This is a genomic window from Pseudomonas sp. 20-5 (genome assembly GCF_056782835.1).
In genome coordinates this window covers 4,881,473-4,905,400 of the sequence record NZ_CM165584.1, presented here as the reverse complement: position 1 = coordinate 4,905,400, position 23,928 = coordinate 4,881,473, and the positions used below count along the sequence as shown (strand labels likewise).

The 23,928-nt window shown below is 67.8% G+C and carries 24 protein-coding genes; 14 read left to right on the top strand and 10 right to left on the bottom strand.

What is annotated here, in order from left to right:
• Positions 1-90: 90 nt before the first annotated feature.
• From AC1RB9_RS22600 to AC1RB9_RS22565, 8 genes are all read left to right on the top strand, one after another.
• Complete coding sequence (locus tag AC1RB9_RS22600; RefSeq protein WP_003093951.1) at positions 91-861, top strand: IclR family transcriptional regulator; 771 nt, start codon at positions 91-93, stop codon at positions 859-861.
• A 64-nt stretch (positions 862-925) separates the two neighbouring features.
• Entirely contained in the window at positions 926-1,498 is a 573-nt protein-coding gene (locus AC1RB9_RS22595; RefSeq protein WP_003093949.1) for a YceI family protein, read from the top strand.
• A 74-nt stretch (positions 1,499-1,572) separates the two neighbouring features.
• Positions 1,573-2,652, top strand: a complete 1,080-nt coding sequence (locus AC1RB9_RS22590) for a phospholipase D-like domain-containing protein (protein WP_003120863.1) — start codon at positions 1,573-1,575, stop codon at positions 2,650-2,652.
• Positions 2,653-2,751: 99 nt separating this feature from the next.
• On the top strand, positions 2,752-4,032 hold the full coding sequence (locus AC1RB9_RS22585; protein WP_003455454.1) for an acyltransferase family protein: 1,281 nt from the start codon (positions 2,752-2,754) through the stop codon (positions 4,030-4,032).
• Positions 4,033-4,125: 93 nt separating this feature from the next.
• Positions 4,126-4,737, top strand: a complete 612-nt coding sequence (locus AC1RB9_RS22580; RefSeq protein ID WP_003101143.1) for a DUF2846 domain-containing protein — start codon at positions 4,126-4,128, stop codon at positions 4,735-4,737.
• A gap of 103 nt (positions 4,738-4,840) precedes the next feature.
• On the top strand, positions 4,841-5,425 hold the full coding sequence (locus AC1RB9_RS22575; RefSeq protein WP_003120861.1) for a DJ-1/PfpI family protein: 585 nt from the start codon (positions 4,841-4,843) through the stop codon (positions 5,423-5,425).
• 20 nt (positions 5,426-5,445) lie between these two features.
• A complete protein-coding gene (locus AC1RB9_RS22570; RefSeq protein ID WP_003101146.1) occupies positions 5,446-5,754 on the top strand; it encodes a ribbon-helix-helix domain-containing protein in 309 nt (102 codons plus the stop codon).
• Between the two features lie 84 nt (positions 5,755-5,838).
• Complete coding sequence (locus tag AC1RB9_RS22565) at positions 5,839-7,146, top strand: Nramp family divalent metal transporter (RefSeq protein ID WP_073653404.1); 1,308 nt, start codon at positions 5,839-5,841, stop codon at positions 7,144-7,146.
• Positions 7,147-7,242: 96 nt separating this feature from the next.
• On the opposite strand, the gene AC1RB9_RS22560 is transcribed toward AC1RB9_RS22565, so the two are convergent.
• A complete protein-coding gene (locus AC1RB9_RS22560) occupies positions 7,243-8,766 on the bottom strand; it encodes a fumarate hydratase (RefSeq protein ID WP_003093938.1) in 1,524 nt (507 codons plus the stop codon).
• Positions 8,767-9,043: 277 nt separating this feature from the next.
• On the opposite strand from AC1RB9_RS22560, the gene AC1RB9_RS22555 reads away from it, so the two are divergent.
• The 3 genes from AC1RB9_RS22555 (at position 9,044) to AC1RB9_RS22545 (ending at position 11,928) form a co-directional block, all read left to right on the top strand.
• Positions 9,044-10,171: a GGDEF domain-containing protein gene (locus AC1RB9_RS22555; protein WP_003101151.1), complete on the top strand. Its 1,128-nt coding sequence runs from the start codon at positions 9,044-9,046 to the stop codon at positions 10,169-10,171.
• The gene (locus AC1RB9_RS22550; protein WP_003455448.1) at positions 10,164-11,090 is read left to right on the top strand and encodes an iron-sulfur-binding ferredoxin reductase; all 927 of its coding nucleotides are present in this window, start codon (positions 10,164-10,166) and stop codon (positions 11,088-11,090) included. The genes AC1RB9_RS22555 and AC1RB9_RS22550 overlap by 8 nt, the downstream gene beginning before the upstream one ends.
• Before the next feature lie 64 nt (positions 11,091-11,154).
• A complete protein-coding gene (locus AC1RB9_RS22545) occupies positions 11,155-11,928 on the top strand; it encodes an enoyl-CoA hydratase (RefSeq protein ID WP_003101155.1) in 774 nt (257 codons plus the stop codon).
• A gap of 300 nt (positions 11,929-12,228) precedes the next feature.
• Here AC1RB9_RS22545 and pyk read toward each other — a convergent pair whose 3' ends face one another.
• The 3 genes from pyk to AC1RB9_RS22530 form a co-directional block, all read right to left on the bottom strand.
• A complete protein-coding gene (pyk, locus tag AC1RB9_RS22540) occupies positions 12,229-13,680 on the bottom strand; it encodes a pyruvate kinase (RefSeq protein WP_003093930.1) in 1,452 nt (483 codons plus the stop codon).
• Positions 13,681-13,762: 82 nt separating this feature from the next.
• Positions 13,763-14,677, bottom strand: a complete 915-nt coding sequence (locus AC1RB9_RS22535) for a universal stress protein (protein WP_003093926.1) — start codon at positions 14,675-14,677, stop codon at positions 13,763-13,765.
• An 84-nt stretch (positions 14,678-14,761) separates the two neighbouring features.
• Positions 14,762-15,568 (bottom strand): tol-pal system YbgF family protein, encoded by an 807-nt coding sequence (locus tag AC1RB9_RS22530; protein WP_003455444.1) that lies wholly within the window; start codon positions 15,566-15,568, stop codon positions 14,762-14,764.
• A 93-nt stretch (positions 15,569-15,661) separates the two neighbouring features.
• Between AC1RB9_RS22530 and AC1RB9_RS22525 the strand changes: the two genes are divergently transcribed.
• The 3 genes from AC1RB9_RS22525 (at position 15,662) to AC1RB9_RS22515 (ending at position 16,990) form a co-directional block, all read left to right on the top strand.
• The gene (locus tag AC1RB9_RS22525; protein WP_003120855.1) at positions 15,662-16,045 is read left to right on the top strand and encodes a tetratricopeptide repeat protein; all 384 of its coding nucleotides are present in this window, start codon (positions 15,662-15,664) and stop codon (positions 16,043-16,045) included.
• A 102-nt stretch (positions 16,046-16,147) separates the two neighbouring features.
• Positions 16,148-16,570 (top strand): DUF4124 domain-containing protein, encoded by a 423-nt coding sequence (locus AC1RB9_RS22520; RefSeq protein WP_003093901.1) that lies wholly within the window; start codon positions 16,148-16,150, stop codon positions 16,568-16,570.
• A gap of 60 nt (positions 16,571-16,630) precedes the next feature.
• Complete coding sequence (locus AC1RB9_RS22515; RefSeq protein ID WP_003093898.1) at positions 16,631-16,990, top strand: PilZ domain-containing protein; 360 nt, start codon at positions 16,631-16,633, stop codon at positions 16,988-16,990.
• A gap of 4 nt (positions 16,991-16,994) precedes the next feature.
• On the opposite strand, the gene AC1RB9_RS22510 is transcribed toward AC1RB9_RS22515, so the two are convergent.
• The 6 genes from AC1RB9_RS22510 to AC1RB9_RS22485 are packed head-to-tail and all read right to left on the bottom strand — an operon-like array spanning position 16,995 to position 23,921.
• Entirely contained in the window at positions 16,995-18,326 is a 1,332-nt protein-coding gene (locus tag AC1RB9_RS22510) for a DUF58 domain-containing protein (protein ID WP_003455441.1), read from the bottom strand.
• Positions 18,323-19,330, bottom strand: a complete 1,008-nt coding sequence (locus AC1RB9_RS22505) for an AAA family ATPase (protein ID WP_003112780.1) — start codon at positions 19,328-19,330, stop codon at positions 18,323-18,325. Before AC1RB9_RS22505 ends, AC1RB9_RS22510 begins: the two co-directional genes overlap by 4 nt.
• A complete protein-coding gene (locus AC1RB9_RS22500; RefSeq protein WP_003455438.1) occupies positions 19,327-20,592 on the bottom strand; it encodes a DUF4350 domain-containing protein in 1,266 nt (421 codons plus the stop codon). Before AC1RB9_RS22500 ends, AC1RB9_RS22505 begins: the two co-directional genes overlap by 4 nt.
• Positions 20,589-22,160 carry a DUF4129 domain-containing protein gene (locus AC1RB9_RS22495; RefSeq protein ID WP_003120854.1) on the bottom strand — a complete coding sequence of 524 codons (1,572 nt, stop codon included), beginning with the start codon at positions 22,158-22,160 and terminating at the stop codon, positions 20,589-20,591. Before AC1RB9_RS22495 ends, AC1RB9_RS22500 begins: the two co-directional genes overlap by 4 nt.
• Entirely contained in the window at positions 22,147-23,127 is a 981-nt protein-coding gene (locus AC1RB9_RS22490; RefSeq protein WP_003455436.1) for a stage II sporulation protein M, read from the bottom strand. The genes AC1RB9_RS22495 and AC1RB9_RS22490 overlap by 14 nt, the downstream gene beginning before the upstream one ends.
• Positions 23,124-23,921 (bottom strand): RDD family protein, encoded by a 798-nt coding sequence (locus tag AC1RB9_RS22485; protein ID WP_003123273.1) that lies wholly within the window; start codon positions 23,919-23,921, stop codon positions 23,124-23,126. The genes AC1RB9_RS22490 and AC1RB9_RS22485 overlap by 4 nt, the downstream gene beginning before the upstream one ends.
• Between the last annotated feature and the right edge of the window lie 7 nt (positions 23,922-23,928).

Sequence of the window (23,928 nt, the reverse complement as noted above, 5' to 3'; positions counted from 1 at the left end):
CAATGCTGGCGTATTCGCAGATTCTTCCTACATGACCTGGGCCTGCATCTTGCTTTGCCATAACGGTCTGTCGACGGTGGAGGTGTCGTCATGCCGGAAAGAGAAGAGGCGGGAACCGTGCGTTCGGTGGAGCGGGCGCTGGCGATCCTCGATCTGCTGGGCCAGCACCAGGCGCTGGGGCTCGAGGAACTGCATTACCTGACCGAACTGCCCAAGGCCACGGTGTCGCGGCTGCTGCATACCCTGCTGGAGCAGGGCTGGCTGTACCGCGGCTTGACCGACCGGCGCTACCGGCTGCGTTCCACCCGCCTCTACGGTGACGCCGCCGAGCGCTTCCGCTGCCAGGTGGTGGAGCGTTCCGCGCCGCTGCTGGTGGAGTTGAGCGAGCGAACCGGGCTGGTCGCCGATTTGTCGATTCTCGACGGCGACCGCCTGCTGGTGGCGGAAAGCTCGGTGCCCGGCGTCCTGCGCAAGCGCTACCCGGCCAACCGGCTGGTGGTCGGCCAGCACGCCAGCCTGTTCCATTCGGCCATGGGCAAGGCCTGCCTGGGCGAACTGGCAGACAGCGAGGTGCGCCGCCTGGCGCGCCAGCACCAGGTAGACGAGGACCTCTGGTTGCGCACCCGCGAGCAGGCCCACGGCCAGGGCTACGGCGAGCGTACCGAGGGACACTGGGAGTATCCGGTGCGCCTGCCGTTCCTGATCCGCGCGGTGGCCTTGCCGGTACGCGCCCAGGGTCGCCTGCTCGGCAGCGTGGCGCTGCACTGGCCGCGCGACCAGGATTGCGTCGAACGGGTGCGCCGCCGGCACCTGGGAACCCTGGCCGATACCGTCAGTCAGTTGCAGCACGCGCTCGACTGACGCGGGAGTTTGCCTGCTCCCAGGCGGCCGGTTTAAGGTGGCGCCGGACGCAAAGGGAGCCCGCATGCACAAGTTGATCTGCCTCGGCCTGGCCCTCCTGGCCTTGCCGGTCCAGGCCGCCTGGTACCTGGACTACGAGTCGTCGCGACTCAGTTTCATCTCCACCAAGAACGCTACCCTTTCGGAAGTCGGCCGCTTCCTGGTCATGCATGGCAAGGTCGACGACAAGGGGCAGGCGCGCCTGCGCGTCGAGCTGGACTCGGTGAGCACCGACATCCCGCTGCGCGACGAACGCATCCGCGAGCATCTGTTCGAGACCAAGCGCTTCGCCGAGGCGGAGATCACCGCCCAGCTCGACCTGGCGCCGATCGTCGAGCTGGCCGACGGCGTGCAACTGGAAATGCGCCAGCCGGTGACCGTCAGCCTGCACGGCAAGCGCAAGAGCTACGCCAGCGACCTGTTGGTGACCCGCCTGGACGAGCATCGCTTCCAGGTGGTGACCCTGTCGCCGCTGGTGCTGGACGCCGCCGACTTCGACCTCGCCCCCGGCATCGAGACCCTGCGCAAGCTGGCCGGCGCCGGCAGCATCGGGCTCTCGGTGCCGGTCGGCGCCGTGCTGATCTTCACTTCGCGGTGAGCGGCCCGGTCTTTCCCTGGCGCAGCGACAACCGCTTCGCCCTGCTCAATGACGGCGTGCGGTTCTTCCCGCGCATGCTGCTGGCCATCGAGGCGGCGCAGCGGAGCATCGAGCTGGAGCTGTACCTGGTGGAAGACGGGCATTGCGCCGAACTGTTTCTCGTCGCCCTGCTGGATGCCCGCCGCCGGGGCGTCGCCGTGCGCTGCCTGTTCGACGGCTTCGGCTGCCTCGGCCTGGGCAGCGCCTGGATCCAGCGCCTGCGCGAGGCCGGCGGCGAACTGCGGCTGTACAACCCGCTGCGCTGGAAGCTGACTGGCGGCAATCTCTACCGCGACCATCGCAAGCTGCTGCTGGTGGACGGGCGCCTCGGTTATGTCGGCGGCGCCGGGATCACCGACGAATTCTGGGAACCGGTCAGCGACGTCAGCGCCTGGCGCGAGGTGATGGTCGAGATGGACGGCCCGGTGGTGGCGGACTGGGCGGCGCTGTTCGAGCGGCAATGGCTGGCCTGTCTCGAAGAGAAAGCCTGGAAGCCCCGCGAGGGCATGACCCTTACCCGCCTTCCGCCGCAGCCGGGGGCGGCCCGTGGGTTGGGCCGGGTGGCCTACGCCGACGCCCGCCAGCACCGCGACATCCTGCAATCGCTGGTCCGCGCGCTGAACGGCTCGCGCCGACGGATCTGGCTGGCGACGCCGTACTTCCTGCCGACCTGGAAGGTTCGCCGGGCCCTGCGCAAGGCCGCCCAGCGCGGCGTGGAGGTGCGCCTGCTGCTGGCCGGGCGGCTCACCGACCACGCCCCGGTGCGCTATGCCGGGCAGCGCTACTACCCGCGCCTGCTGCGCGCCGGCGTGCGCATCCACGAATACCAGCCGCGCTTCCTGCACCTGAAGATGGTCATGGTCGACGATTGGGTGAGCGTCGGCTCCTGCAACTTCGATCATTGGAATCTACGCTTCAACCTCGACGCCAATCTCGAGGCCCTCGACCCGGACTTCACCAATGAGGCGGCGGCGAGCCTGCTGGCGGACTTCGCCGACAGCCGCGAGGTGACCCTGGCGATGTGGCGCGCGCGACCCCTGTGGATGCGCCTGCACCAGCGCCTGTGGGGTTGGCTGGACCGGGTAGTGGTGAATTTCCTCGACCGCCGGCGCTAGGGAGCGGCCGTTCGTAGCCGCTGGCCGGCCCGGTGAAACTTGCCGGGGAGCTTGCGGGTCTACCCCGGACCGCCCATTACAATGACAAAGGAGAGATGCGTGGCAACGCCCGACTCCAAGGAACGTTTCATCGGACTGGAATGGTTGCGCTTCCTGCTCGGCCTGTACGTGGTGGTGTACCACACCCTGCATACCTATCCGAAAGAGCAGAAGTTTCCCGGTCTCGACGAACTGACCAGCCTGGGGTTCTTCGCCACCAGTACCTTCTTCGTGCTTTCCGGCTTCCTCCTGGCCCATGTCTACGCACGCAGCGGCCGGTTGCGCGAAAGCGCCCGCAGCTTCTGGACCAAGCGACTGTCCAATCTCTATCCGCTGCACCTGTTCTCCCTGCTGCTGTCGATCCTGGTGTTGCTGGCCCTCAGCCACCTGGGAATCGGTCCCGAGCTGGACAAGGCCACCCCGCGCTTCGTCATCTACGACACCAACGAAGTGCTCGGCCGCACCCACCCGGAACTCTTCCTGCACTGGATGAGCAACACCGAACTGTTCGTCAACAGCATCCTGCAGATCCTCCTGCTGCAGGCCTGGAATCCCTATTACCTGACCTTCAACGCGCCGTTGTGGTCGCTGTCGACGCTGATGTTCTTCTACCTGGCGTTTCCCTTCGTCGCCCCGCGGCTGATGCGCAGCCGGCACAAGTGGAAGGTGCTGGCGCTGGTCTGGCTGGTCTACCTGATCCCGCCGGCGCTGGTAGTGGCCAGCGAGAGCTACGGGATCCCCTGGACCGGCCTGCTGCACCGCAATCCGTTGCTGCGCCTGCCGGAATTCCTTGGCGGCATCCTGGCCTACGGGTTGTTCCGCGGCTACCGCGACCGTGGCATGGTGCCGGGACGCGGCCTGCTGGCCGCGCTGGTGGCGCTGGTGGTGGCGGCCTTCCTGGTGGCCGACTACCTGTTCACCCAGGGCGCCAAACATTGGTACTTCCTGCTGCACAACGGCCTGCTGCTACCGGCCCAGTTGCTGCTGGTGTGCCTTTGCGCGCTGCCCGCCGACCCGAAGAGCGCTTTCGTCCGCCACTGGTCGCCGCGCCTGGGGGCCGCCTCGCTGTCGCTGTTCGCCCTGCATGTGCCGATGTTCACCCTGTTCTCCCGTAGCGAGCGCCTTATCGCCGTGCCGGGGCGTTGTCTCGACGACTGGCGCGCCTGCACCGAGGCGGCGGCCGCGCTGCCATCGTCGCTGCTCTGCTACCCGCTGTTCCTGGTCCTGCTGGTGGCGTTCTGCGTGCTGTTCCAGGAGCGCGGCGTGGTGCCGGTGCGCAAGTGGCTGGTGCGCCGGCTGATGCCGGCGCCGGCGCTGGCCAAGGTGCCGCGCCCGGCCTGAGGCCGTTCTCCCGGAGAACCGGACTTTCGACGGGTGGCAGGCCCGGCCCGGCTGGTTATGCTGCGCGGATAACCATAAGAAGAGGGATGGAGCATGCTGCGCAGCCTGTCGCTGGCCCTGTCGATCGTCGCGAGCCTGGTCGGCTGCAGCACGCCCGGCGCGTTCTTCGGTGCGGTGGACGGACCGGCCTTCGTCGCCCATCCGAGCGCCGATGCCAGCCACGCCACCGTCTACCTCTACCGTCCGCGGAGCCAGTGGGCGGACGAGGAACTCGAGGCGCCGGGGATCTTCCTCAACAACGAACTGATCGGCAGCCTGCCGAGCAACGGCTACCTGGCGTTCGAGTTCGAGACCGGCAGCTACAAGCTGGAAATGCGCCGGCCGCTGGCGGGCAGCTTCTGGACCCTGTTCGCCGACGGTCCGATGGATTTCACCCGCATCGCCAGCTTCATGCTCGAGGCCAGGGCCGGCTCGGTCTACTACCTGCGCTACGACGAACTCAACCCGCCACCGAAGAGCGAGCACCCGGCGGGTGAGGGCGATGGCCCGCTGCAATTGGTGGCGGCCGATCTCGGCGCTGCGGAAATCGGCGCTACCCACCAGGTCCAGGAGCCCATGCAGTTCGCCGCCAGCGGCTACCGGAAACGCGTGCAGCGCTCGTTCTGGGAAGGCGTCGGGCGGGCCCTGGACAAGATCGGCATCTGAACCCGGCACGCGTGTAGTAACCGTCTATTACCCGCGTCCCCCTGCGGATTGGCTACCTTAGGTGCATCCCCGGTATGACCGGGCCCTGCCCGAAGGAGTGCGCGTGATGGCTGCGAAGAAGATCCTGATGCTGGTCGGCGACTATGCTGAAGACTACGAAACCATGGTCCCGTTCCAGGCCCTGCAGATGGTGGGCCACCAGGTGCATGCGGTGTGTCCGGACAAGCGGGCCGGGCAAAGCGTGCGCACCGCCATCCACGATTTCGAAGGCGACCAGACCTACAGCGAGAAGCCGGGCCACAACTTCACCCTCAATGCCGACTTTGCCCAGGCCCGCGCCGAGGATTACGATGCCCTGCTGATCCCCGGCGGCCGCGCGCCCGAATACCTGCGCCTGAACGAGCAGGTGCTGGCTCTGGTGCGTGACTTCGATGCCGCGCGCAAGCCGATCGCCGCGGTCTGCCATGGCGCTCAGCTGCTGGCCGCCGCCGGCGTTCTGCAAGGGCGGGCGTGCAGCGCCTATCCGGCCTGCGCCCCGGAGGTGCGGCTGGCCGGCGGCGAGTACGTCGACCTTCCGCCGGACCAGGCCCACGTCGACGGCCACCTGGTCACCGCGCCGGCCTGGCCGGCGCATCCGGCGTGGCTGGCGCGCTTCCTCGAGGCGCTCGGCACCCGCATCAGCCACTGAGACCCAGGAGACCCCCGCGCATGTGCGAACTCTATGTGAAAGCCGATCCGATCCTCTATGAATCGCGCTCGCGTTCCTTGCGCATCCGCGGGGTGGTGACCACCCTGCGCCTGGAGAACCAGTTCTGGGACATCCTCCGGGAAATCGCCGAAGGCGAGGGCCTGAGCACCAACCAGTTGATCACCAATCTCTACGAGGAAGTGATGGACTATCGCGGCGAGGTGCTCAACTTCGCCTCCTTCCTGCGTGTCAGTTGCACCCGCTACCTGGCGCAGCGGCGCGAGAAAGTCGCCGAGCTGAGCCTGGTCGGCCAGCGCGCCCAGGCCTGAGGCGAGGGAAGACGCGACCGGGGTGAAACGTTTAGGCTGGTCGCACTTCCTCCCCCGATCCGGCGTCGCCTCGTGAAATACTCCCTGCCCACCACGGCCACCGCGCCGTTCTGTCCCTCGGCGGTCAGCCACAGCGTGGCGGTGCCGGCCGACGCCTCGCCGCTGCGCAAGCTGGCGCTGTTCATCGGCCCCGGCCTGCTGGTCTCGGTCGGCTACATGGACCCCGGCAACTGGGCCACCGCCATCGAGGCGGGCTCGCGCTTCGGCTACGCGCTGCTGTTCGTAGTGGTGCTGGCGAGCTTTTCCGGGATGCTCCTGCAAAGCCTCTGTTCGCGCCTGGGCATCGCCACCGGCCGCGACCTCGCGCAGCTCTCCCGGGAGCGCTACCGCCCTGGCGTGGCGCGTGGCCAATGGTTGCTGGCGGAACTGTCGATCGTCGCTACCGACCTTGCCGAGGTGCTCGGCGCGGCGCTGGCCTTCCACCTGCTGCTGGGCGTCTCGATTACCACCGGGGTGGTCCTCACCGCCTTCGATACCCTGATCGTGCTGGCCCTGCAGGGCGCCAACTTCCGCCGCCTGGAGGCCATAGTGCTGGGGCTGATCGCGACCATCGGCGCGTGTTTCTTCGTCGAACTGGTGCTGATCGGCCCCTACTGGCCGGATGTCGCCGCCGGCTTGCGGCCGTCCTGGGACACCCTGAGCAGCCAGGAGCCGCTGTACCTGGCGATCGGCATCCTCGGCGCGACGGTGATGCCGCACAACCTCTACCTGCATTCGTCCGTGGTGCAGACCCGGGTCAGCGGCGACGACGCGGCGAGCAAACGCTCGGCGATCCGCTTTTCCCGGCTCGACACCATCGGCTCGCTGTCCCTGGCGCTGCTGGTCAATGCGGCGATCCTGATCCTCGCCGCCGCGGCTTTCCACGGCAGCGGCCATACCGAGGTGGTGGAGATCCAGGACGCCTACCACCTGCTCGACCCGTTGGTGGGCGGCGCCCTGGCCAGCTTCCTGTTCGGCTTCGCCCTGCTGGCGGCGGGGCAAAGCTCGACCTTCACCGGCACCATTGCCGGGCAGGTGGTGATGGAGGGTTTCCTCCGGGCGAAGATTCCCTGCTGGCAGCGGCGCCTGATCACCCGCGGCCTGGCCCTGGTGCCGGCCTTGATCGGCGTGCTCTGGCTGGGCGAAGCCGCGGTAGGCAAGCTGCTGGTGCTCAGCCAGGTGGTGCTCAGCCTGCAATTGCCGTTCGCCCTGTGGCCGCTGATTCGCTTCAGCAGCGACCGGGGCCTCATGGGGGAGTTCGTCAACCCGCGCTGGGTCAGCGCGCTGGCCTGGTCGTTGTTCGGCCTGATCTCGGCGGCGAACCTGACCTTGCTGTATTTCTGGTTCGGCTGAACCAAGGCGCCTGCGGCGCTGCCAGCCCAGGCTCCGGCCAGTGGCCGTACGAAAAAGCCCGGCGCGGGGCCGGGCTTTTTCAGGGACGGAGCAGGCTTACTTGACCTCGACCGCCAGGCTTTCGGCGATCTTCTTCTGCCAGACCGCTGGGCCGGTGATGTGCACCGACTCGCCGTTGGTGTCAACCGCGACGGTGACCGGCATGTCCTTTACCTCGAACTCGTAGATCGCTTCCATGCCCAGTTCGGCGAAGGCCAGCACCTTGGACTTCTTGATCGCCTGGGCGACCAGATAGGCGGCGCCGCCGACGGCCATCAGGTATACCGCCTTGTTGTCCTTGATCGCCTCGATGGCGATGGGACCGCGCTCGGACTTGCCGATCATGCCCAGCAGGCCGGTCTGTTCGAGGATCTGGCGGGTGAACTTGTCCATCCGGGTGGCGGTGGTGGGACCGGCCGGGCCGACCACCTCGTCGCCGACCGGATCGACCGGGCCGACGTAATAGATGAAGCGGCCTTTCAGGTCCACCGGCAGCGTTTCGCCCTTGTTCAGCATGTCGACCATGCGCTTGTGCGCGGCGTCGCGGCCGGTGAGCATCTTGCCGTTGAGCAGCAGGGTCTCGCCCGGTTTCCAGCTTTGCACCTCTTCCGGGGTGATCTTGTCCAGGTCGACGCGGCGCGCGGACGGGCCGGCTTCCCAGACGATCTCCGGGTAGGCGTCGAGCGACGGCGCTTCCAGTTCGGCGGGGCCGGAGCCGTCGAGCACGAAGTGGGCGTGGCGGGTCGCGGCGCAGTTGGGGATCATGCACACCGGCAGCGAGGCGGCGTGGGTCGGGTAGTCCATGATCTTGACGTCGAGCACGGTGGTCAGGCCGCCCAGGCCCTGGGCACCGATGCCCAGCTGGTTGACCTTCTCGAACAGCTCCAGGCGCAGTTCCTCGATGCGGTTCTGAGGGCCGCGGGCCTTCAGTTCGTGGATGTCGATCGGGTCCATGAGGACCTCCTTCGCCATCACCGCTGCTTTCTCCGCGGTACCGCCGATGCCGATGCCGAGCATGCCCGGCGGGCACCAGCCGGCGCCCATGGTCGGTACGGTCTTCAGCACCCAGTCGACGATCGAGTCGGACGGGTTGAGCATGGCCATCTTCGACTTGTTCTCCGAGCCGCCGCCCTTGGCCGCGACATCGACCTCGACCTTGTCGCCGGGAACGATGGAGTAGTGGATCACCGCCGGCGTGTTGTCCTTGGTGTTCTTCCGCGCGCCGGCCGGGTCGGCCAGGATCGAGGCGCGCAGGACGTTCTCCGGCAGGTTGTAGGCGCGGCGCACGCCTTCGTTGATCATATCGTCGACGCTCATGGTAGCGCCGTCCCAGCGCACGTCCATGCCGACCCGGACGAACACGGTGACGATCCCGGTGTCCTGGCAGATCGGGCGGTGGCCGGTGGCGCACATGCGCGAGTTGATCAGGATCTGCGCCATGGAGTCGCGGGCAGCCGGCGATTCTTCGCGCAGGTAGGCCTCATGCATGGCCTGGATGAAATCGACCGGGTGGTAGTAGGAGATGAACTGCAGGGCATCGGCGACGCTCTGGATCAGGTCGTCTTGCTTGATCACGGCCATGGAGCACGGTCCTCTTCAGGCGGGTAATTCGGATGCGGGGCAGGGTCACGGAGCCGGCCGCAGCCGAGGAGCGCGCCGGTCAGGCACCGGCGCAAAAAAGGCGCGACAGTATAGCCGTTCCGGCGAGACGGGCGCACGCGCCGACGATCAGACCTTGGTCGGCCAGCCGGCTGGTCGGCCGATAAATCCGCGGTCCGCTAGCTGGCAGTTCGTTCGACTAGGCAACCCGCAGGGGGCAGGGTACATTGCGGCCAGGTGCCATTACGGGACGGAGCCCATGCGCACAGACAAGCCTCCTCTGAAACAGCGTGCGCTGCAAAAGCTCTTGCTCCGCCGGTTCGGCATGGCCGCAGGCACCTACCTGCTCGGCCTGGTCCTGCTCTGGCTGGCGCTACTCAGCGGCTTCTACCGCGCAGCGCCGACCACCGCGGCGGCCAGCACCACCCTGGTGGTGGCTTGCCAACTGGCCTTCCTCTGGCTGTTCGCCAGCGGACGCAACCTGCGTTACGCCGATCCCAGCCTGACCGAGCCGCAGGTGCTGGTGGCGATCGCCTGGCTGACCTATTTCCTCTACCACGTCGACAGCCTGCGCGGCACCTTCATGGTGTTCTACGTGCTGGCCCTGCTGTTCGGCGTGTTCCAACTGCCGCCGCGGGTCTTCGCCCGCTGTGCGGCGCTGGCGTTCATCGCTTTTTCCGGCATCTACCTGGTAGAGGCCTTGCAGCAGCGTCTCGAGCTACCGGGCCGGGCTGCATTGCAGGTGCTCGTGATGTTCATCGTAATGGTCTGGCTGAGCCTGTTCGCCAGCTACATACAGGCGATGCGGCAACGCATGCGCCAGCGCCGCTATGCCTTGCAGGCGCACCAGGACACGCTGCGCGGCATGATGCGCCAACTGGAAGACCTGGTGGCCACCGACGAACTCACCGGTCTGTTCAACCGCCGGCATTTCATGCGCATGGCCAGCCGGGCGCTGGAAGACCTGCTGCCGAACCGGCAGCACGGCCTGGCGCTGATCGACCTCGATCACTTCAAGCGGATCAACGACCGCCACGGCCACGCCGCCGGCGATCGGGTCCTGCAGACCTTCGCCGCGGTGGCGCGTTCCTGTCTGCGCGATGGCGACGTCCTGGCCCGTTACGGCGGCGAGGAGTTCGTCCTGCTGCTGCCCCATGCCGACGCGGAACAGCTGGAAAGCTGTTGCGAGCGCCTGCGCCTGGCGTTCCAACAGGCGGAACCGGTCGGGGTCACGGTGGATACCCTGAGCCTTTCGGTGGGCATGACCCTGCTGTATGCCGACGACGATCTCGACGAGGCCTTGCAGCGGGCCGACCAGGCGCTCTACCGTGCCAAGCGCGGCGGACGAAACCGCTGCGACGCCACCTGGGAGGTCACCAGTGCCTGACATACGGGTCGGCGAGCGACGCCTTGCCGTCGCCGCCGGCAGCAACCTGCTGGATGCGCTGCTCGCCGGTGGCATCGCCGTGCCCCATAGCTGCCGCGCCGGCAGTTGCCACGCCTGCCTGGTGCATTGCCTGCAGGGCGAGGTGGAAGACACCCTCCCGGAGGCGCTCGATCCGGTACGGCGCGAAGCGGGCTGGCGGCTGGCCTGTCAGTGCCGGGTGCTCGGCGACCTCGTGTTGCAGCCTTTCGATCCTGAGCGCGACGGGCTGCCGGCCAGGGTCGTCGCCTGCCACTGGCTGGGCGATGTGCTGCGCCTGCGCCTGGAGCCGGAGCGGCCCTTGCGCTATCGCGCCGGGCAGCACCTGCTGCTGTGGAGCGACGATGGCGTGGCGCGTCCCTATTCGCTGGCCAGCCTGCCTCACGAGGACCCATGGCTGGAGTTCCACATCGACTGTAGCGCTCCCGGCGCGTTCTGCGACCGCGCCCGGCGCCTGGCGCCTGGCGCGCTCCTGCGTCTGGGCGAGTTGCGCGGCGGGGCGTTGCGCTACGAGCCGGACTGGCAGGAGCGACCGCTGTTGCTGATGGCCGCCGGTACCGGGCTGGCGCCGCTCTGGGGGATACTTCGCGAGGCCTTGCGCGCGGAACACCAGGCGCCGATCCAGTTGCTGCACCTGGCGCGCGACCACTACCTGGCGAGCGAGTTGGCGGAGTTGGCCGGGCGTCATCCGCAAGTGCGCGTCAACCTGGTGTCGGCGGCGCAGTTGCCCTCTGCCTTGGCCGATCTCCGCCTTGTTCCGCGGCGCAGCATGGCCTTACTCTGCGGCCAACCCGCCAGCGTCGAACGCTTCGCCCGGCATCTCTACCTGGCCGGCGTACCGCGTAGCCAGACCCTGGCGGACCTGTTCCTGCCCCACGCCTGACGCGGCGCGGTGGCGGTGCCTTGCAGCCATTGCCGCGGCCCTGCGCCGCATCCCTGGAGTGACGATGAGCGAGCTGATTCGGGTCGAACGCGAAGCGGGGCTGCTGACCCTGCGCCTGGACCGCCAGGACAAGAAGAACGCGCTGACCCGCGCGATGTACAGCCGGATGGCCGAGGCGCTGCTGGAGGCGCAGGCCGATACGGCTGTGCGGGTAGTGCTGATCACTGGCGGCGATGCCTGCTTCACCAGCGGCAACGACATCCTCGACTTCCTCGAGCAACCGCCATCCCTGCGCGACAGCCCGGTCGGCCGCTTCATGAGCGCTCTGCTGGAATTCCCCAAGCCGGTGATCGCCGCGGTGAACGGACCGGCGGTGGGTATCGGCACCACCCTGCTGCTGCATTGCGACCTGGTCTTCGTCGGTCGCAATGCGCGATTGAAGATGCCGTTCGTCAACCTCGGCCTGACACCGGAGTTCGGCTCAAGCCTGATCCTGCCGCGCATGCTCGGTCATGCCAGGGCTGCGGAATTGCTGATGCTCGGCCAGGACTTCAGCGGCGAGCAGGCGGCGGCCTGGGGCCTGGCCAATGCGGCGCTGGAGGATGGCGCCACGGTGCTGGAGCACGCCCGCGATGCGGCCCGGCGCTTCCTGCACCTGGCGCCCTCGGCGGTAGTGGAGAGCAAGCGCCTGATGAAAGCGCCGTTTATCGAGGAGCTTCGCCGGGTGATCGCCGAGGAAGGCGATATCTTCAGTACCCGACTGCGCTCGCCCGAGGCGATCGAGGCGCTCAGCGCCTTCATGCACCGGCGCCAGCCGGATTTCTCCAGGTTCGCCTGAGCACACCGCTGTTGGGCCAGCGGAGCGACGATCCGTAGGGCGGATAACGCCCCAGGCGTTATTCGCCGCGATGCGGCTGAAACGGCGGATAACCGCGTAGCGGTTATTCGCCCTACCCCACGTTGGGCCAGCGGGGCTCCGGTCCGTAGGGCGGATAACGCCATAGGCGTTATTCGCCGTGAGGCGTCTGAAATGGCGGATAACCGCGTGGCGGTTATTCGCCCTACACCACGTTGAGTTAGCGGAGCGCCGGTCCGTAGGGCGGATAACGCCGCGGGCGTTATCCGCCGCGACGTGCGCTTATACCAGCAGGTCGCCGACGTGCAGCACCTTCATGGTGTTGGTGCCGCCCTGGGCGGTGTAGCTGTCGCCCTTGGTCAGGATAACCCAGTCGCCCTTGGTCACCACGCCGCGCTTGAGCAACTCGTCGACCGCGGCCTGGCTGACCTTCTCCGCCGGCAGCGCCGCCGGGTCGAAGGGGATGGTTTCCACGCCGCGGAACATCGCCACGCGAGCCTGAGTCTCGCGGTGCGGGGAGTAGGCGTAAATCGGTACCGACGAGCGGATGCGCGACATGATCAGCGGGGTGAAGCCGCTTTCGGTCAGGCAGATGATCGCCTTGATCCCCGGGAAGTGGTTGGCCGTGTACATCGACGCCAGGGCGATGCTCTCGTCGCAGCGGTCGAAAGTCTGGCCGAGGCGGTGGCTGGATTTCTGGCTGGTCGGGTGCTTCTCGGCGCCCTGGCAGACGCGGGCCATGGCTTTCACCGCTTCCACCGGGTACTCGCCGGCGGCGCTTTCCGCCGAGAGCATCACCGCGTCGGTGTAGTCGAGCACGGCGTTGGCCACGTCGGAGACTTCCGCGCGGGTCGGCATCGGGCTGTGGATCATCGACTCCATCATCTGGGTCGCGGTGATCACCACTTTATTGTTGCGGCGGGCGTGCAGGATGATCTTCTTCTGGATGCCGACCAGCTCGGCATCGCCGATTTCCACGCCGAGGTCGCCACGGGCCACCATTACCGCGTCGCTGGCACGAATCAGGCCGTCGAGTGCGTCGTCGTCGGCGACCGCCTCGGCGCGCTCGATCTTGGCTACCAGCCAGGCCTTGCCTCCGGCCTCGGTGAGCAGGCGGCGGGCGTATTCCATGTCCTTGGCGTCGCGCGGGAAGGAAACGGCCACGTAGTCCAGGTCCATGTCCGCGGCCAGCTTGATGTCGGCCTTGTCCTTGTCGGTCAGCGCCGGCGCGGTGAGACCGCCGCCGCGGCGGTTGATGCCCTTGTGGTCGGACAGCGGGCCGCCGATCAGCACCCGGCAGCGCAGTTCGTCGGCGGCGACTTCCTCGACCACCATCACCACCCGGCCGTCGTCCAGCAGCAGTTCATCGCCGACCCCGCAGTCCTTCACCAGGTCCGGGTAGTCGATGCCGACCACTTCCTGGGTACCGGCGTCGCGGGCGTGGCTGGTGGAGAAGCGGAACTTGTCGCCGACCTGCAATTCGATGCGCTTGTTGGCGAACTTGGCGATGCGGATCTTCGGTCCTTGCAGGTCGCCGAGCAGGGCGACGAAGCGGCCGTGCTTGGCCGCCAGTTCGCGCACCAGCCTGGCGCGGGCGCGGTGTTCATCGGGGGTGCCGTGGGAGAAGTTGAGGCGGGCGACGTCGATCCCGGCCAGGATCAGTTGCTCCAGCACTTCCGGGGAATTGCTGGCTGGGCCGAGGGTGGCGACGATTTTGGTGCGGCGAACGGACATGCAAAGGACTCCTTGGATAACGCTGGCGTGCAGGCTACCACCGGCGAGGCTCGGCGGCGACTGCGGAGTCATACTATCTGCATCAGATGTCATTTGTCGGTTTGAGCACCAGCAGGTCGCATTCCACCTCCTCCAGGACGCGTTCGGCGGTCTGCCCGATCAGCGCGTTGTCCAGGTGCCCCCGGGCGACCGCGCCCATCAGCAGCAGGTCGATGTCGTTGGCCCGGACGAAGTCGGGGATCGCCTGCTCGGCATAGCCGGCCAGCAGGTGGCGGCGCTCCGCGGCGATCTCCGGGTAGGCTGCCAGCAGGTCGTCGAAGGCCTGGCGGTGACGTTCCTCATGTTGCAGCACGAAACGCTCGTAGCCGGCGAGCATTTCCGCGTCGAACAGCAGGCTGCGCGGCATCGCCGCGTGGGTATGCAGGTAGTCGGCGCGCAGCCCCAGGCTGGCTTCGAGCTGGCGGGCGGCGGCGATCAGCCGGTGATCGAGGGCGGCCGGCTTGTCGCTGGCATGCAGCGGGTCGAGCGCCGCGCACAGGCGCTGGCCGCGCCAGGCGTCGTGATGGACCAGCCAGAGCGGCTGCGGGCAGTGGCGGATCAATTGCCAGTCGCTGTTGCCCAGTAGCAGGCGGCGCAGCAGGTTGTGCTTGCGGGTGCTCTTGAGGACCAGGTCGGGCCGGGTTTCGCCGACCCGTTGTAGGACCATCCGGTCCAGCGGCTTGCCCCACTGGGCCTCGACCTGAGTGCGGATGCCGGCCTGCTGCAGCGGCATGGAAAGCTGCTCCAGCCAGGTGACCCGTTCGTCCAGGTAAAGGTCGCGGGCACGCTGCAGCGAGTGACTGTCGAAGAACAGCCCGCCGTCCAGCGCCGGGTTGAAGTCGCACAGCAGCAACTCGACGCTGGCACCGCTGCGTTCGGCGATCCACTGGGCACGGGTAAGGGCCGGCTGTTCGTCGCTGCTCGGGTCGACGACCACCAGCAGGTTATGCAGGTTCATGGCAACGCTCCTGGCATTGGGCGGGAATGCCATTGCAGACCAGGCGCCGCGACGGGCGCTTGATCTGGGTCAGTCCGGCGGGGATCAGCGAGGTTGCACGTTGAGCGCCTGGTCGAGGTGCCGGCCGGCCTTGTTCGACAATTCGCCTTCAGGATAGTCGAGCAACTGGCGGCGCAGGTATTCGATGGCCTTGTCGCGGTTCGGGTGCGGGTTGTCCGGCGCCAGGTACATCAGGCCGAGCTGGTAGAGGGCCTTTTCCTTTATACCGGCAGGAATCGCCGGATCGTTGACCGCCAGCAGGTAGAGCTCGGCGGCTTCGTCGACGCGATCCTTGAGCACCGCGCGGCGCGACAGCAGGGTCATGTCCGGGTCGAGGCTGGTCTTGTAGAGGTCGAGGTTCTGCTGTGGCTTCCAGGTGGCGAGCAATTCGCGGGCGCTCTTCTGCACCGGCTCCCTGGCTCGCTGGCGCATCGCCAGCAGGCGCGCCTGGGCATGCTCGGCGGCGTGGGTGCCGGGGAACTCGCGGACCACGCGCTGGAAGTAGTCGGTGGCCTTGGCGTCGTCGCGCTGGTCGTTGTAGCGGCTCATGTAGATCAGGCCGATCTGGTACAGCGAGATACCGCGCACCTCGGCGCTGTAGCGGCTATTGTCGTAGCCGGTGAGGTAGAGCTTCTCCGCCTCGGCGCTCCTGTTGTCGCGGATCGCCATGGCGCTGTAGGTCAGCAGGTCGCCTTCCTCCTCGATGGCGGCGGTCATGCGGTTGCTCTTCATCTGCTTGTATTCGGCGACTTCGCCAGTGGTCACCTGGGCGACGAACAGCGGCGTGGTCGGCGAACAGGCGGCCAGCAGCGACAACAATGGGAGCAGGACGAGACGGCGGGCGAAGCGCATGGCATCTCCTTGGCGCCAGGGCGAGAGCCACCCCAGTCTAGTCAGGCCCTTCAGTCACGCCAATACGCGCCGATACAGTTCCCAACGGAGGATATGCCTATGCGAAGCTTGATCGTTGCCTGCCTGGCGCTGAGTGCCACCGGTTGTAACAGCTGGTCGCTGAACAGCGACCTGAACGGGGCCTACCGCGCCTACGACAAAGGCGATTGCGCACAGGTGATGCTCGACCTGTCGCGGGCCGAACGGCGGATTCGCGCGCGGCCCTACCTGCAGCCGGAAATCTCGCTGCTGCGCGGCCAGTGCCTGGAACGCCAGAGCCTGTTCGTTGACGCGGCGCAGACCTACCACTTCATCATCGCCCGTTACCCCACCAGCGAATATGCCTACCGTGCCAAGGCGCGGCTGGAGACGTTGCGCCAGTTGGGCCGGCTGAGCGAGACGCCGGCCTCGGCCAGCGCCGTGCCGACCCGCCTGTAGGCGGCCGGGAGGGATTGGACGGGCGTTCAGGCTGACCGTCGGTCGCATGGGACACCGGTCTATCCGGTAAGCTTCGCCCTGGATTTCACGGAGGAGGTTCGCATGCGTGCCCTGTGGTTCTGTGTCGCCCTGATGCCCGTGCTGGCGCAGGCGGACATCTATCGCTGGACCGATGCCCAGGGCAAGGTACACTTCTCCGCCACGCCACCGGCCGGCGCGCAACGCGTCGAAGTCAGGCCGCAGGTGGTGGAACGTGACGCCGCGACCCGCCAGCGCGAGCAGCGCACCCAGGAGTATTTCGATGCTCGTCGCGAGGAACGCACCGCCGCCGCCGAACGTGCCGGCCAGCGCCAGGCTGCGCTGGCCGAGGAATGCGGGCGCTTGCGGCAACAGTTGTCCCAGCTCGAACGCGGCGGCCGCTTCTATCGGCAGGACGCCGGCGGCGGGCCGGTTTATCTGAGCGATGCCGAGCTGGACGCCATTCGTCGCGAACTGGCCTCGCGGGAGTCCGAACGCTGCCGCTGAGCTTGTTCCCCGAGCGCCGGCATCGTCATACTGGACTGCAAATCATAGCGAAATGCCATTATGGGTCTTCAACGACATATCCAGCGCCATCAGTTGCCCAGCTACCTGAAGGTGTTCAATCGCATCACCGATAAGCCGATGGGCTACATCGGCAACGTCTCCGAGGACGGCCTGCTGCTGATCAGCCAATTGCCGATGCTGGTCGGCGCGCGTTTCGAACTGCGCCTGAAGGTTCCGGGACTGGGCGGTCGCCCGCAATGCATCGATTTTTCCGCCGACTGCCGGTGGACCTGCGAGGACGTCACGCCCGGTCATTTCGATTCCGGCTTCCACCTGCTGGCGCCGCCCGCCGAATTCCTCGAACTGGTGGAGGCGCTGCGCCGTTACTTCAGCTTCCCCCGCCAGCCGCAGTCGGTCTGATCCGTCAAAGCACGCCGGCGCGCTTCCAGCCCAGGTAGCGGCTGATCAGCTCCGGCCCGAGTTCGCTGGGACGAGCATCGAGCACTGGCACGCCGTGGGCCGCGAGCTTCTCGTGGAGGCCGTTGCGCGCATTCAGGTAGTCGATGGTGCCGGTGTAGGCGAGCGCCTGCTCGTAGCGGGCGACCGGCTCGTGGCGCAGGGTGTCGAGCACTTCCTCGCGCAGGCTGGCGACCAGCACCCGGTGCTGGCGGCCCAGGCGTTTCACCGCGCCGAGCAGTTCTTCGTCGTCCTCGTCGCGCAGGTTGGTTACCAGGATCACCAGGGCCCGCCGCCGCTGGCGGGACAGCACCGCCTGCACGGCTTCCGGGAAATCGGCGGGACGCTGGCTGGTCTGCAGGTCGTAGACGGTGTTGAGCAGCGCGCCGAGCTGGGCGCTGCCCTTGCCCGGCGGGAGATGCCGGCGGTCGTCGCCGGCGAAGGTCATGGCGCCCACCGCGTCGCCCTGGCGCAGGGCCACGTAGGCCAGCAGCAGGCTGGCGTTGAGGGCATGGTCGAAGTGCGACAGGTCGCCGTCCTGGCTGCGCATGCGGCGGCCGCAGTCGAGCAGGAAGAGGATCTGCTGGTCGCGTTCGTCCTGGTATTCGCGGGCGATCGGCGTGCGTTTGCGAGCGGTGGCCTTCCAGTCGATCTGGCGCAGGGTGTCGCCGTCGCGGAATTCGCGCAACTGGTGGAACTCCAGGCCGAGGCCGCGGCGCTGGCCGCCGCGTACGCCGATCTGGTTGAGCCAGTGGTCGACCGCCATCAGTTCGGCGCCGTAGAGGTGGGCGAAGTCCGGGTAGACGCGGGTCTCGCCGCGTGCTTCCAGGTAGCGGCGCTGCCGCCACAGGCGCAGCGGGCTGGGCAGTTCCAGCTCGCAGCGGGGAAACACGAAGTGACCGCGGTTGAGCGGCCGCACCCGGTAGCCGACCTCGGTGCTTTCGCCCGGGCGCAGTTCGACCTCCTGCGGCAGGTACTCGAAATCCATGCCGGCCGGCAGGTGATCGAACAGGGTCAGGCGAACCGGACGCCGATAGGTGTGCTGCAGATGCAGACGCACTTCGCTCCAGCGCCCCAGCGGCAGGTTGCCGCTGAGCTGGCGGCTCAGCTTCGGCACCGCCTGGCGGCGCGCCCACAGGGCGTCCAGCAGGCCGAGCAGGAGCAGCGCGGCGAGCGCCGCCCACCAGAATGTATGCAGTTGCGCAGGCAATCGCTGGCCGAGCGCCGACAGGCTGCCCAGGCCGATGGCCAGCAGCAGGAGCGCGGCGAACAGCGCCAGCAGGGCGCGCGATGGCTTCATACGCGGGGGGCCGGTACCTGGTCGAGCAACTGTTGCAGGACCTGGTCCACCGACAGCCCCTCGATGTCCAGCTCCGGAGACAGCCGGACCCGATGGCGCAGGACCGCCAGGGCACAGCCCTTGATGTCGTCCGGCACCACGAACTCGCCGCCGCGCAGCAGCGCCCGCGCCCGGCCGCAACGGACCAGGGCGATCGACGCGCGAGGTCCGGCGCCGAGGGCCAGGCCCGGCCAGTTGCGGGTGGTGCGGGCCAGGCGCACGGCATAGTCGAGGACCTGGTCGTCGATCGGCAGGTCGCTGGCGATCCGCTGCAGGGCGAGAACGTCCTTGTCCTTCAGCAGCGGCCGCAGGTTGGCCACGTCGAGCATGTCGCTGCGCGCGGAGCGGGTCACCTGGCGCACCAGGGTCTGTTCCTCGGCTTCGGCCGGGTAATCGATGCGCAGCTTGAGCATGAAGCGGTCGAGTTCGGCTTCCGGCAGCGGATAGGTGCCTTCCTGCTCGATCGGGTTCTGCGTCGCCAGCACCATGAACGGCTGCGGCACCGGCAGGGCGCGTCCTTCCAGGGTGACCTGGCGCTCCTGCATCACTTCCAGGAGGGCGGCCTGGGTCTTGGCCGGCGCGCGGTTGATCTCGTCCGCCAGCAGCAGGTGGGTGAACACCGGCCCCTTGCGCAGCTTGAACTGCTCGCTGGCGAGGTCGTATACGGCGTGGCCGGTGACGTCGCTGGGCATCAGGTCGGGGGTGAACTGGATGCGCGCGAAGCCGCCGTCGAAGCAGCGCGCCAGGGCGCGTACCAGCAGGGTCTTGCCGAGCCCCGGCACGCCTTCCACCAGCACGTGACCGCCGGCGAGCAACGCGGTGAGCACGTCGTCGATCACTGCGCCCTGGCCGATCAGGGCTTTCTGCAGTTCGGTGCGCAGGGCCTGGGCCAGCTGGCTGGCGCGCTGGCGCTGGAGCGCCGGGTTGGGCGCGGTGCTCGGTTGTTCGGGCGTCTGTTCGCTCATAGGGCATTCCTGAGGCTTTGCAGGTGGGCGACCTGGCGGGTGAAGTCGGCAGCGGAAAGGCGCTGCGCCGGATATGGGCGCATGGCCTGGCTGATGGCGCTGGGTGGCAGGCGGGTCATGCGCCCGAGGATCTGCCATTGCTCGGCGACGCCGAGCTGTTCGAAACCGGGGTGGCGACGCCGCGCCCTGCGCAGGATGTCGCGTTGCAGACCGTGCAGCAAGGCGACGTGGCCGCGCTGGCGGAGGAGGAAGTCGGCGCCGGCGCGCAGGTGTTCCTCCAGTTGCCGGCGCGAACGGCTGGCCACCGGCTGCAAGGGACCCTGGCGCAGCCCTGTGCGCCACAGGCCGGCGAGCAACAGCAGCAGCGCTGCCGCCAGGGCCTCGGGGAAGTGGCGGGCGAGCAGGGTGGCGAGGCTGTCGCGTTCGGCGCGGTAGAGCAGGGTCACCTGGTTGTCCTGGGTCAGGTACCAGAGCAGCCAGGCGTTGTCGTACTGCTCGATGTTGCGGTTCTGCCAGATCCAGGCGTCGGTGAGCACCGTGACCAGGCCCTTGCCGTGCTGCATCTGCAACAGGTGGGTGGCGTCGCCGCTGTTGGCCCAGGCGTAGGCGTGGTTCTGCGGATCGTAGAGGTGGTAGTCGGGATCGAAGCCGATGTAGGCCGGCGAGCGCTCGTTTTCCAGGTACAGGCGGGTCAGTGCGGAATAGTCCGGCACGCTGTCGGCGGGCTCTTCTTCCTCGCCGGCGGTGTCCTCCGGCGGCGCTTCGGTCGCGTGGTCGTCGACGCTACCTTCGTCGGCGTCGGCGGTTTCCTCGCTGGCCCGGTCCTGGCTGTCGTCGAAGTCCTCGGTCAGGTACTGGCGGATATCCAGGCTGTCGAGCAGCAGGTCGCCGCTCTTCTTCTCGTCCTCGTCCCACAGGCGTTCGGCGATCAGCACCAGGTGCCCGCCCTGCTCGCTCCATTGCAGCAGGCGGCGAGCCTGGCCGGGAGTCATGCCGGAGCGGCTGCCGAGCAGGAGCAGGGTATGCCCGGAGGGCGGCAGCTCCTTGAGGTCCTCAAGGCCGTCGGCGCGGCTCACCGTGACCCCCTGCTTGCGCAGGAACAGTTCGGCGGCCAGGTAGGGATTGCGCCGGGCCTCCGGCGATGGGCCGAGGTCAATCGTCTCCGTATAGGGTTGCAGGCGGCTGGCCAGGAAGATCGCCAGCAGCCCGGCCAGCAGCAGGAGCACGGCCAGCAGCAGGAAGCGCGCGCGCCGGCTCATCATGGCTTGGCTCCCGCGGCGAAAAGGCTGCGCCAGCCGTCGCAGAGGCGCTGGCGAGCGTCGTCGGCCGGCAGCCGGTGGCCGTAGGCGAGCGCCTGCCATTGGGCGGTCAGCAGTTGGCTGTAGTGCAGCAGCGGCCGTTGTTGCTCCAGTCCTTCGACCAGACGCAGGACCTCGCCCTCGGTATGGGAGCCCTTTAACGGCAGGCGGTAGTCATGCAGCAGTCGGCTGAGCAGCCCGCGGTAGAGCAGGCCGAGGGCTTCCCGTGGTTTCTCGTTCCAGAGCCGTTCGGCGTTGCCGGCGATGTCGTCGGGCAGGCTTTCCGGACTGAGATCGAGGCCGAACATCACCGTCGGCGCTTCGCGGCGGGCCCGTTGCGGCAAGCCCAGGTTGCCGACGAACAGGCGCAGCCATTCACGGTAGCGCCAGACCAGCAGGAACACCGCGCTGAACAGCAGCGCCCAGAGCAGCACTTCGATGACCTGCGCCGCGTGACGGAACGGCACCCAGTTGGCCAGGGCCTCGAAGAATGCCTTGAGCCGCTCTTCGTCCTCCTTGCGGCTGTCCTTTTTCTCGGTCTTGTCGCCGAAGCGCCAGCCCGTAACGGTCTCGCTGTTCTTGAACGGCGCGCCGTCGACGATCGCCCGGATCTGCTTGCCGGCCTGTTCGCTGTTGAGTTTCTGCCGCAGCAGGCGGGCCTGCTCGGGCGGCAGCTCGGCTTCGCCGGCGCTGGTGGCGGCCGCCGGCTCGGCATAGGCGGAAGGGGCGGGCAGCCAGGCCAGCGAAGCGGTCAGGCCGAGCAGCAGGACATAGGCGCTGCCGACCAGACGCTGGCGCAGGCGGCGGAACACCAGCTCGATGTCCCAGGCCTCCAGTTCGGTGCGCCGGTTCAGGTAGAGGGTGAAGCCGCAGGCCACGTAGATCGGCTCCCAGACTACCAGCACCAGGACGTAGAGCAGGTTCGACAGGTGCTCCAGCCAGAGCCACTCGCCGGCTTCCGGGTCGAGCAGGCTCTGCCAGTTCCAGTCGATCTCGTTCTGCGCCGGGATCAGCAGGTAGAGAAGCATGGCGAAGCCGGCCCAGAGCGCCATTTCCAGGTGCACGCCGACCACGGTCAGCCAGGTCGCGCCGCCGGCGTTGCGCTGGGACAATACGATCAGGCGCTGGCTGCGGGGCTCCCCGGCGAGTCCTTCCAGTTGCAGGACCGGCAGGTCGAAGCTGCGCGTCGGACTGAAGCGGCGCCACAGCAGGCTGGCCGGCAACTGCTTCCTCAGCAGGGCGGGATAGGCGCGCAGGGCCTGCCTCAGGGTTGGCGTATCGCCGAACAGGGCGTGCGAGAGAATATACAGCGGCAGTCGTTCGAAGGCCGGCTTGAGCCACCAGAAGATCAGGATCGCCAGGGTCGGATGCTGCCACAGCAGGAGGCTGAGCACGGCGAACAGCGGCAGGGTCAGCAACGCCCAGCTGCCCATCAGCAGGCGCGCATGGCGATGCGCCAGGAGGATGCCGAGGTCGAGCGCTTCCCAGGCGCTGCGCGGGCGGATCGCCACGCTGGCGTCAGTCAGGCGCATGGCGGCTCCGTCCGGCGAACAGGAAGTAGCTGCCGACCAGCAGCCAGAGGACCGCGCCGACCGCGTACTTCACCCGCGGCTCGAAATGACTGATGGAAGACCAATAGGCCTCGGTGAAGGCCGCCAGCAGCAACAGCACGATCACCCCGGCGATCAGTTGCACGCTGCGCCGGGCGGCCAGCCGCAGGGCTTCGCCGCGGATCAGGCGACCTGGCGCGAGCAGCGCCCAGCCGAGCTTGAGGCCGGCGGCGCCGGCGAAGGTGATGGCGGTCAGTTCGAACGCGCCGTGGCCGATGACGAACGGCCAGAAGGTCTGCACGTAGCCGATCTGCGTCAGGTGGCCGGCCACCGAACCGATCATCAGGCCATTGAACAGCAGGAAGAACAGGCTGCCGAGTCCCAGCAGCACGCCGCTGGCGAAGGTCTGAAAGGCGATGCCGATGTTGTTCATGATGTAGAAGCCGAACATTTCCCAGTCGTCGCTGGTGTCGCGTGCCCCCAACGGACCCAGGCGGGTGGTTTCCGGGGCGTACATAGACTCCATCTCGCTGACCTTGTCCGGGCTGACCACGCTGTAGATCAGGTCGGGAAAGTGATAGACCAGCAGCCCCATGAGCAGGGCGCTGCCGTAGAACAGCAGGCTGGCCACGGCGATGCTGCGCCACTCCTCGCGGACCAGGCGCGGCAGGCCGGCGAGCAGGAAGCCGAGGATGCGGCTGCCGAGGTGGCTGCGGTGCCGGTAGAACTGCTGGTGGCCGCGCATCGCCAGTTGCTGCAACTGGTCGATCAGGTGACTGCTGTAGCCGCGCTCCTGGGCCAGCGCCAGTTGCTGGCAGAGGCGCCGGTAATCGGCGGCGAAGTCGTCGCTGGAGCCTTCCAGCTTCTTGCCTTTCTCGAGGAAGACGAGGCGTTTGTCGAAGCGTTGCCAGGCGGCCTGGTGGCGCTGTTCGAAGAGGCTCTGTTTCATGCGCTCTCCTGACGCAGGCCGAGAAAGCCGCGGGCGATGCCGTTGATCTCGGCCTGGGCGCGTACCGGCTCGACGCCCAGCGGTTCGGCGAGAATGCCCGCCAGTTCCTCGCGGCGTGCCGAGGAAAGCGCCGCGCCGCGTTCGGCGAAACCGAGGAAGGCGCGCTGTTCTTCCAGGCTCATGGGGAAGGGCGGCAGTTGCGGCTCGACGTCAGGCAGGCTGGGCCGGCTCAGTTCGGGTTCGCGGTAGACCACCAGGGTGCCGGCGGCGATGTCGCCCAGGCGCTTGAAGGCCGGATGGTTCAGGCAACAGAGCAGACCGAGGGCGTAGCCGAAGGGCAGGATGTCGGCGAAGCGCAGCAGGTTGCGCAGCAGCGACGCGGCCCAGCCCACCGGAGTGCCGTCGTCGTGGACGACGCGCAGTCCCATCATCTGCTTGCCGGGCGAGCGGCCCTGGTTGAGCACCTCGAAGAGGACCATGTACCACCAGGTCATGATGAAGGTCAGCAGCAGGCCGAGGCCGGCGCCGAGCTTGCCGAGGAACGCCAGGCCGAGCATCAGCACCAGCATGATCAGGCCGCGGATGCAGAGGTCGATGGTATAGGCCAGGGCCCGGGGGACGACGCCGGCGGGACGCAGGAGCAGGTCGATGCCTTCCGGCGTTTCCACGTGGTAGTGGGTGTCGAGGACCTCGGCGCCTGGCCGGGAGGCGGGCGCGACGAGGCGAGCGGCTGCGTTCGGTGGCATCGGGGGGCCGTGTCGGGGAAAGTCAGATGCTAGCCAGCGTGGCGTCATCAGGCAA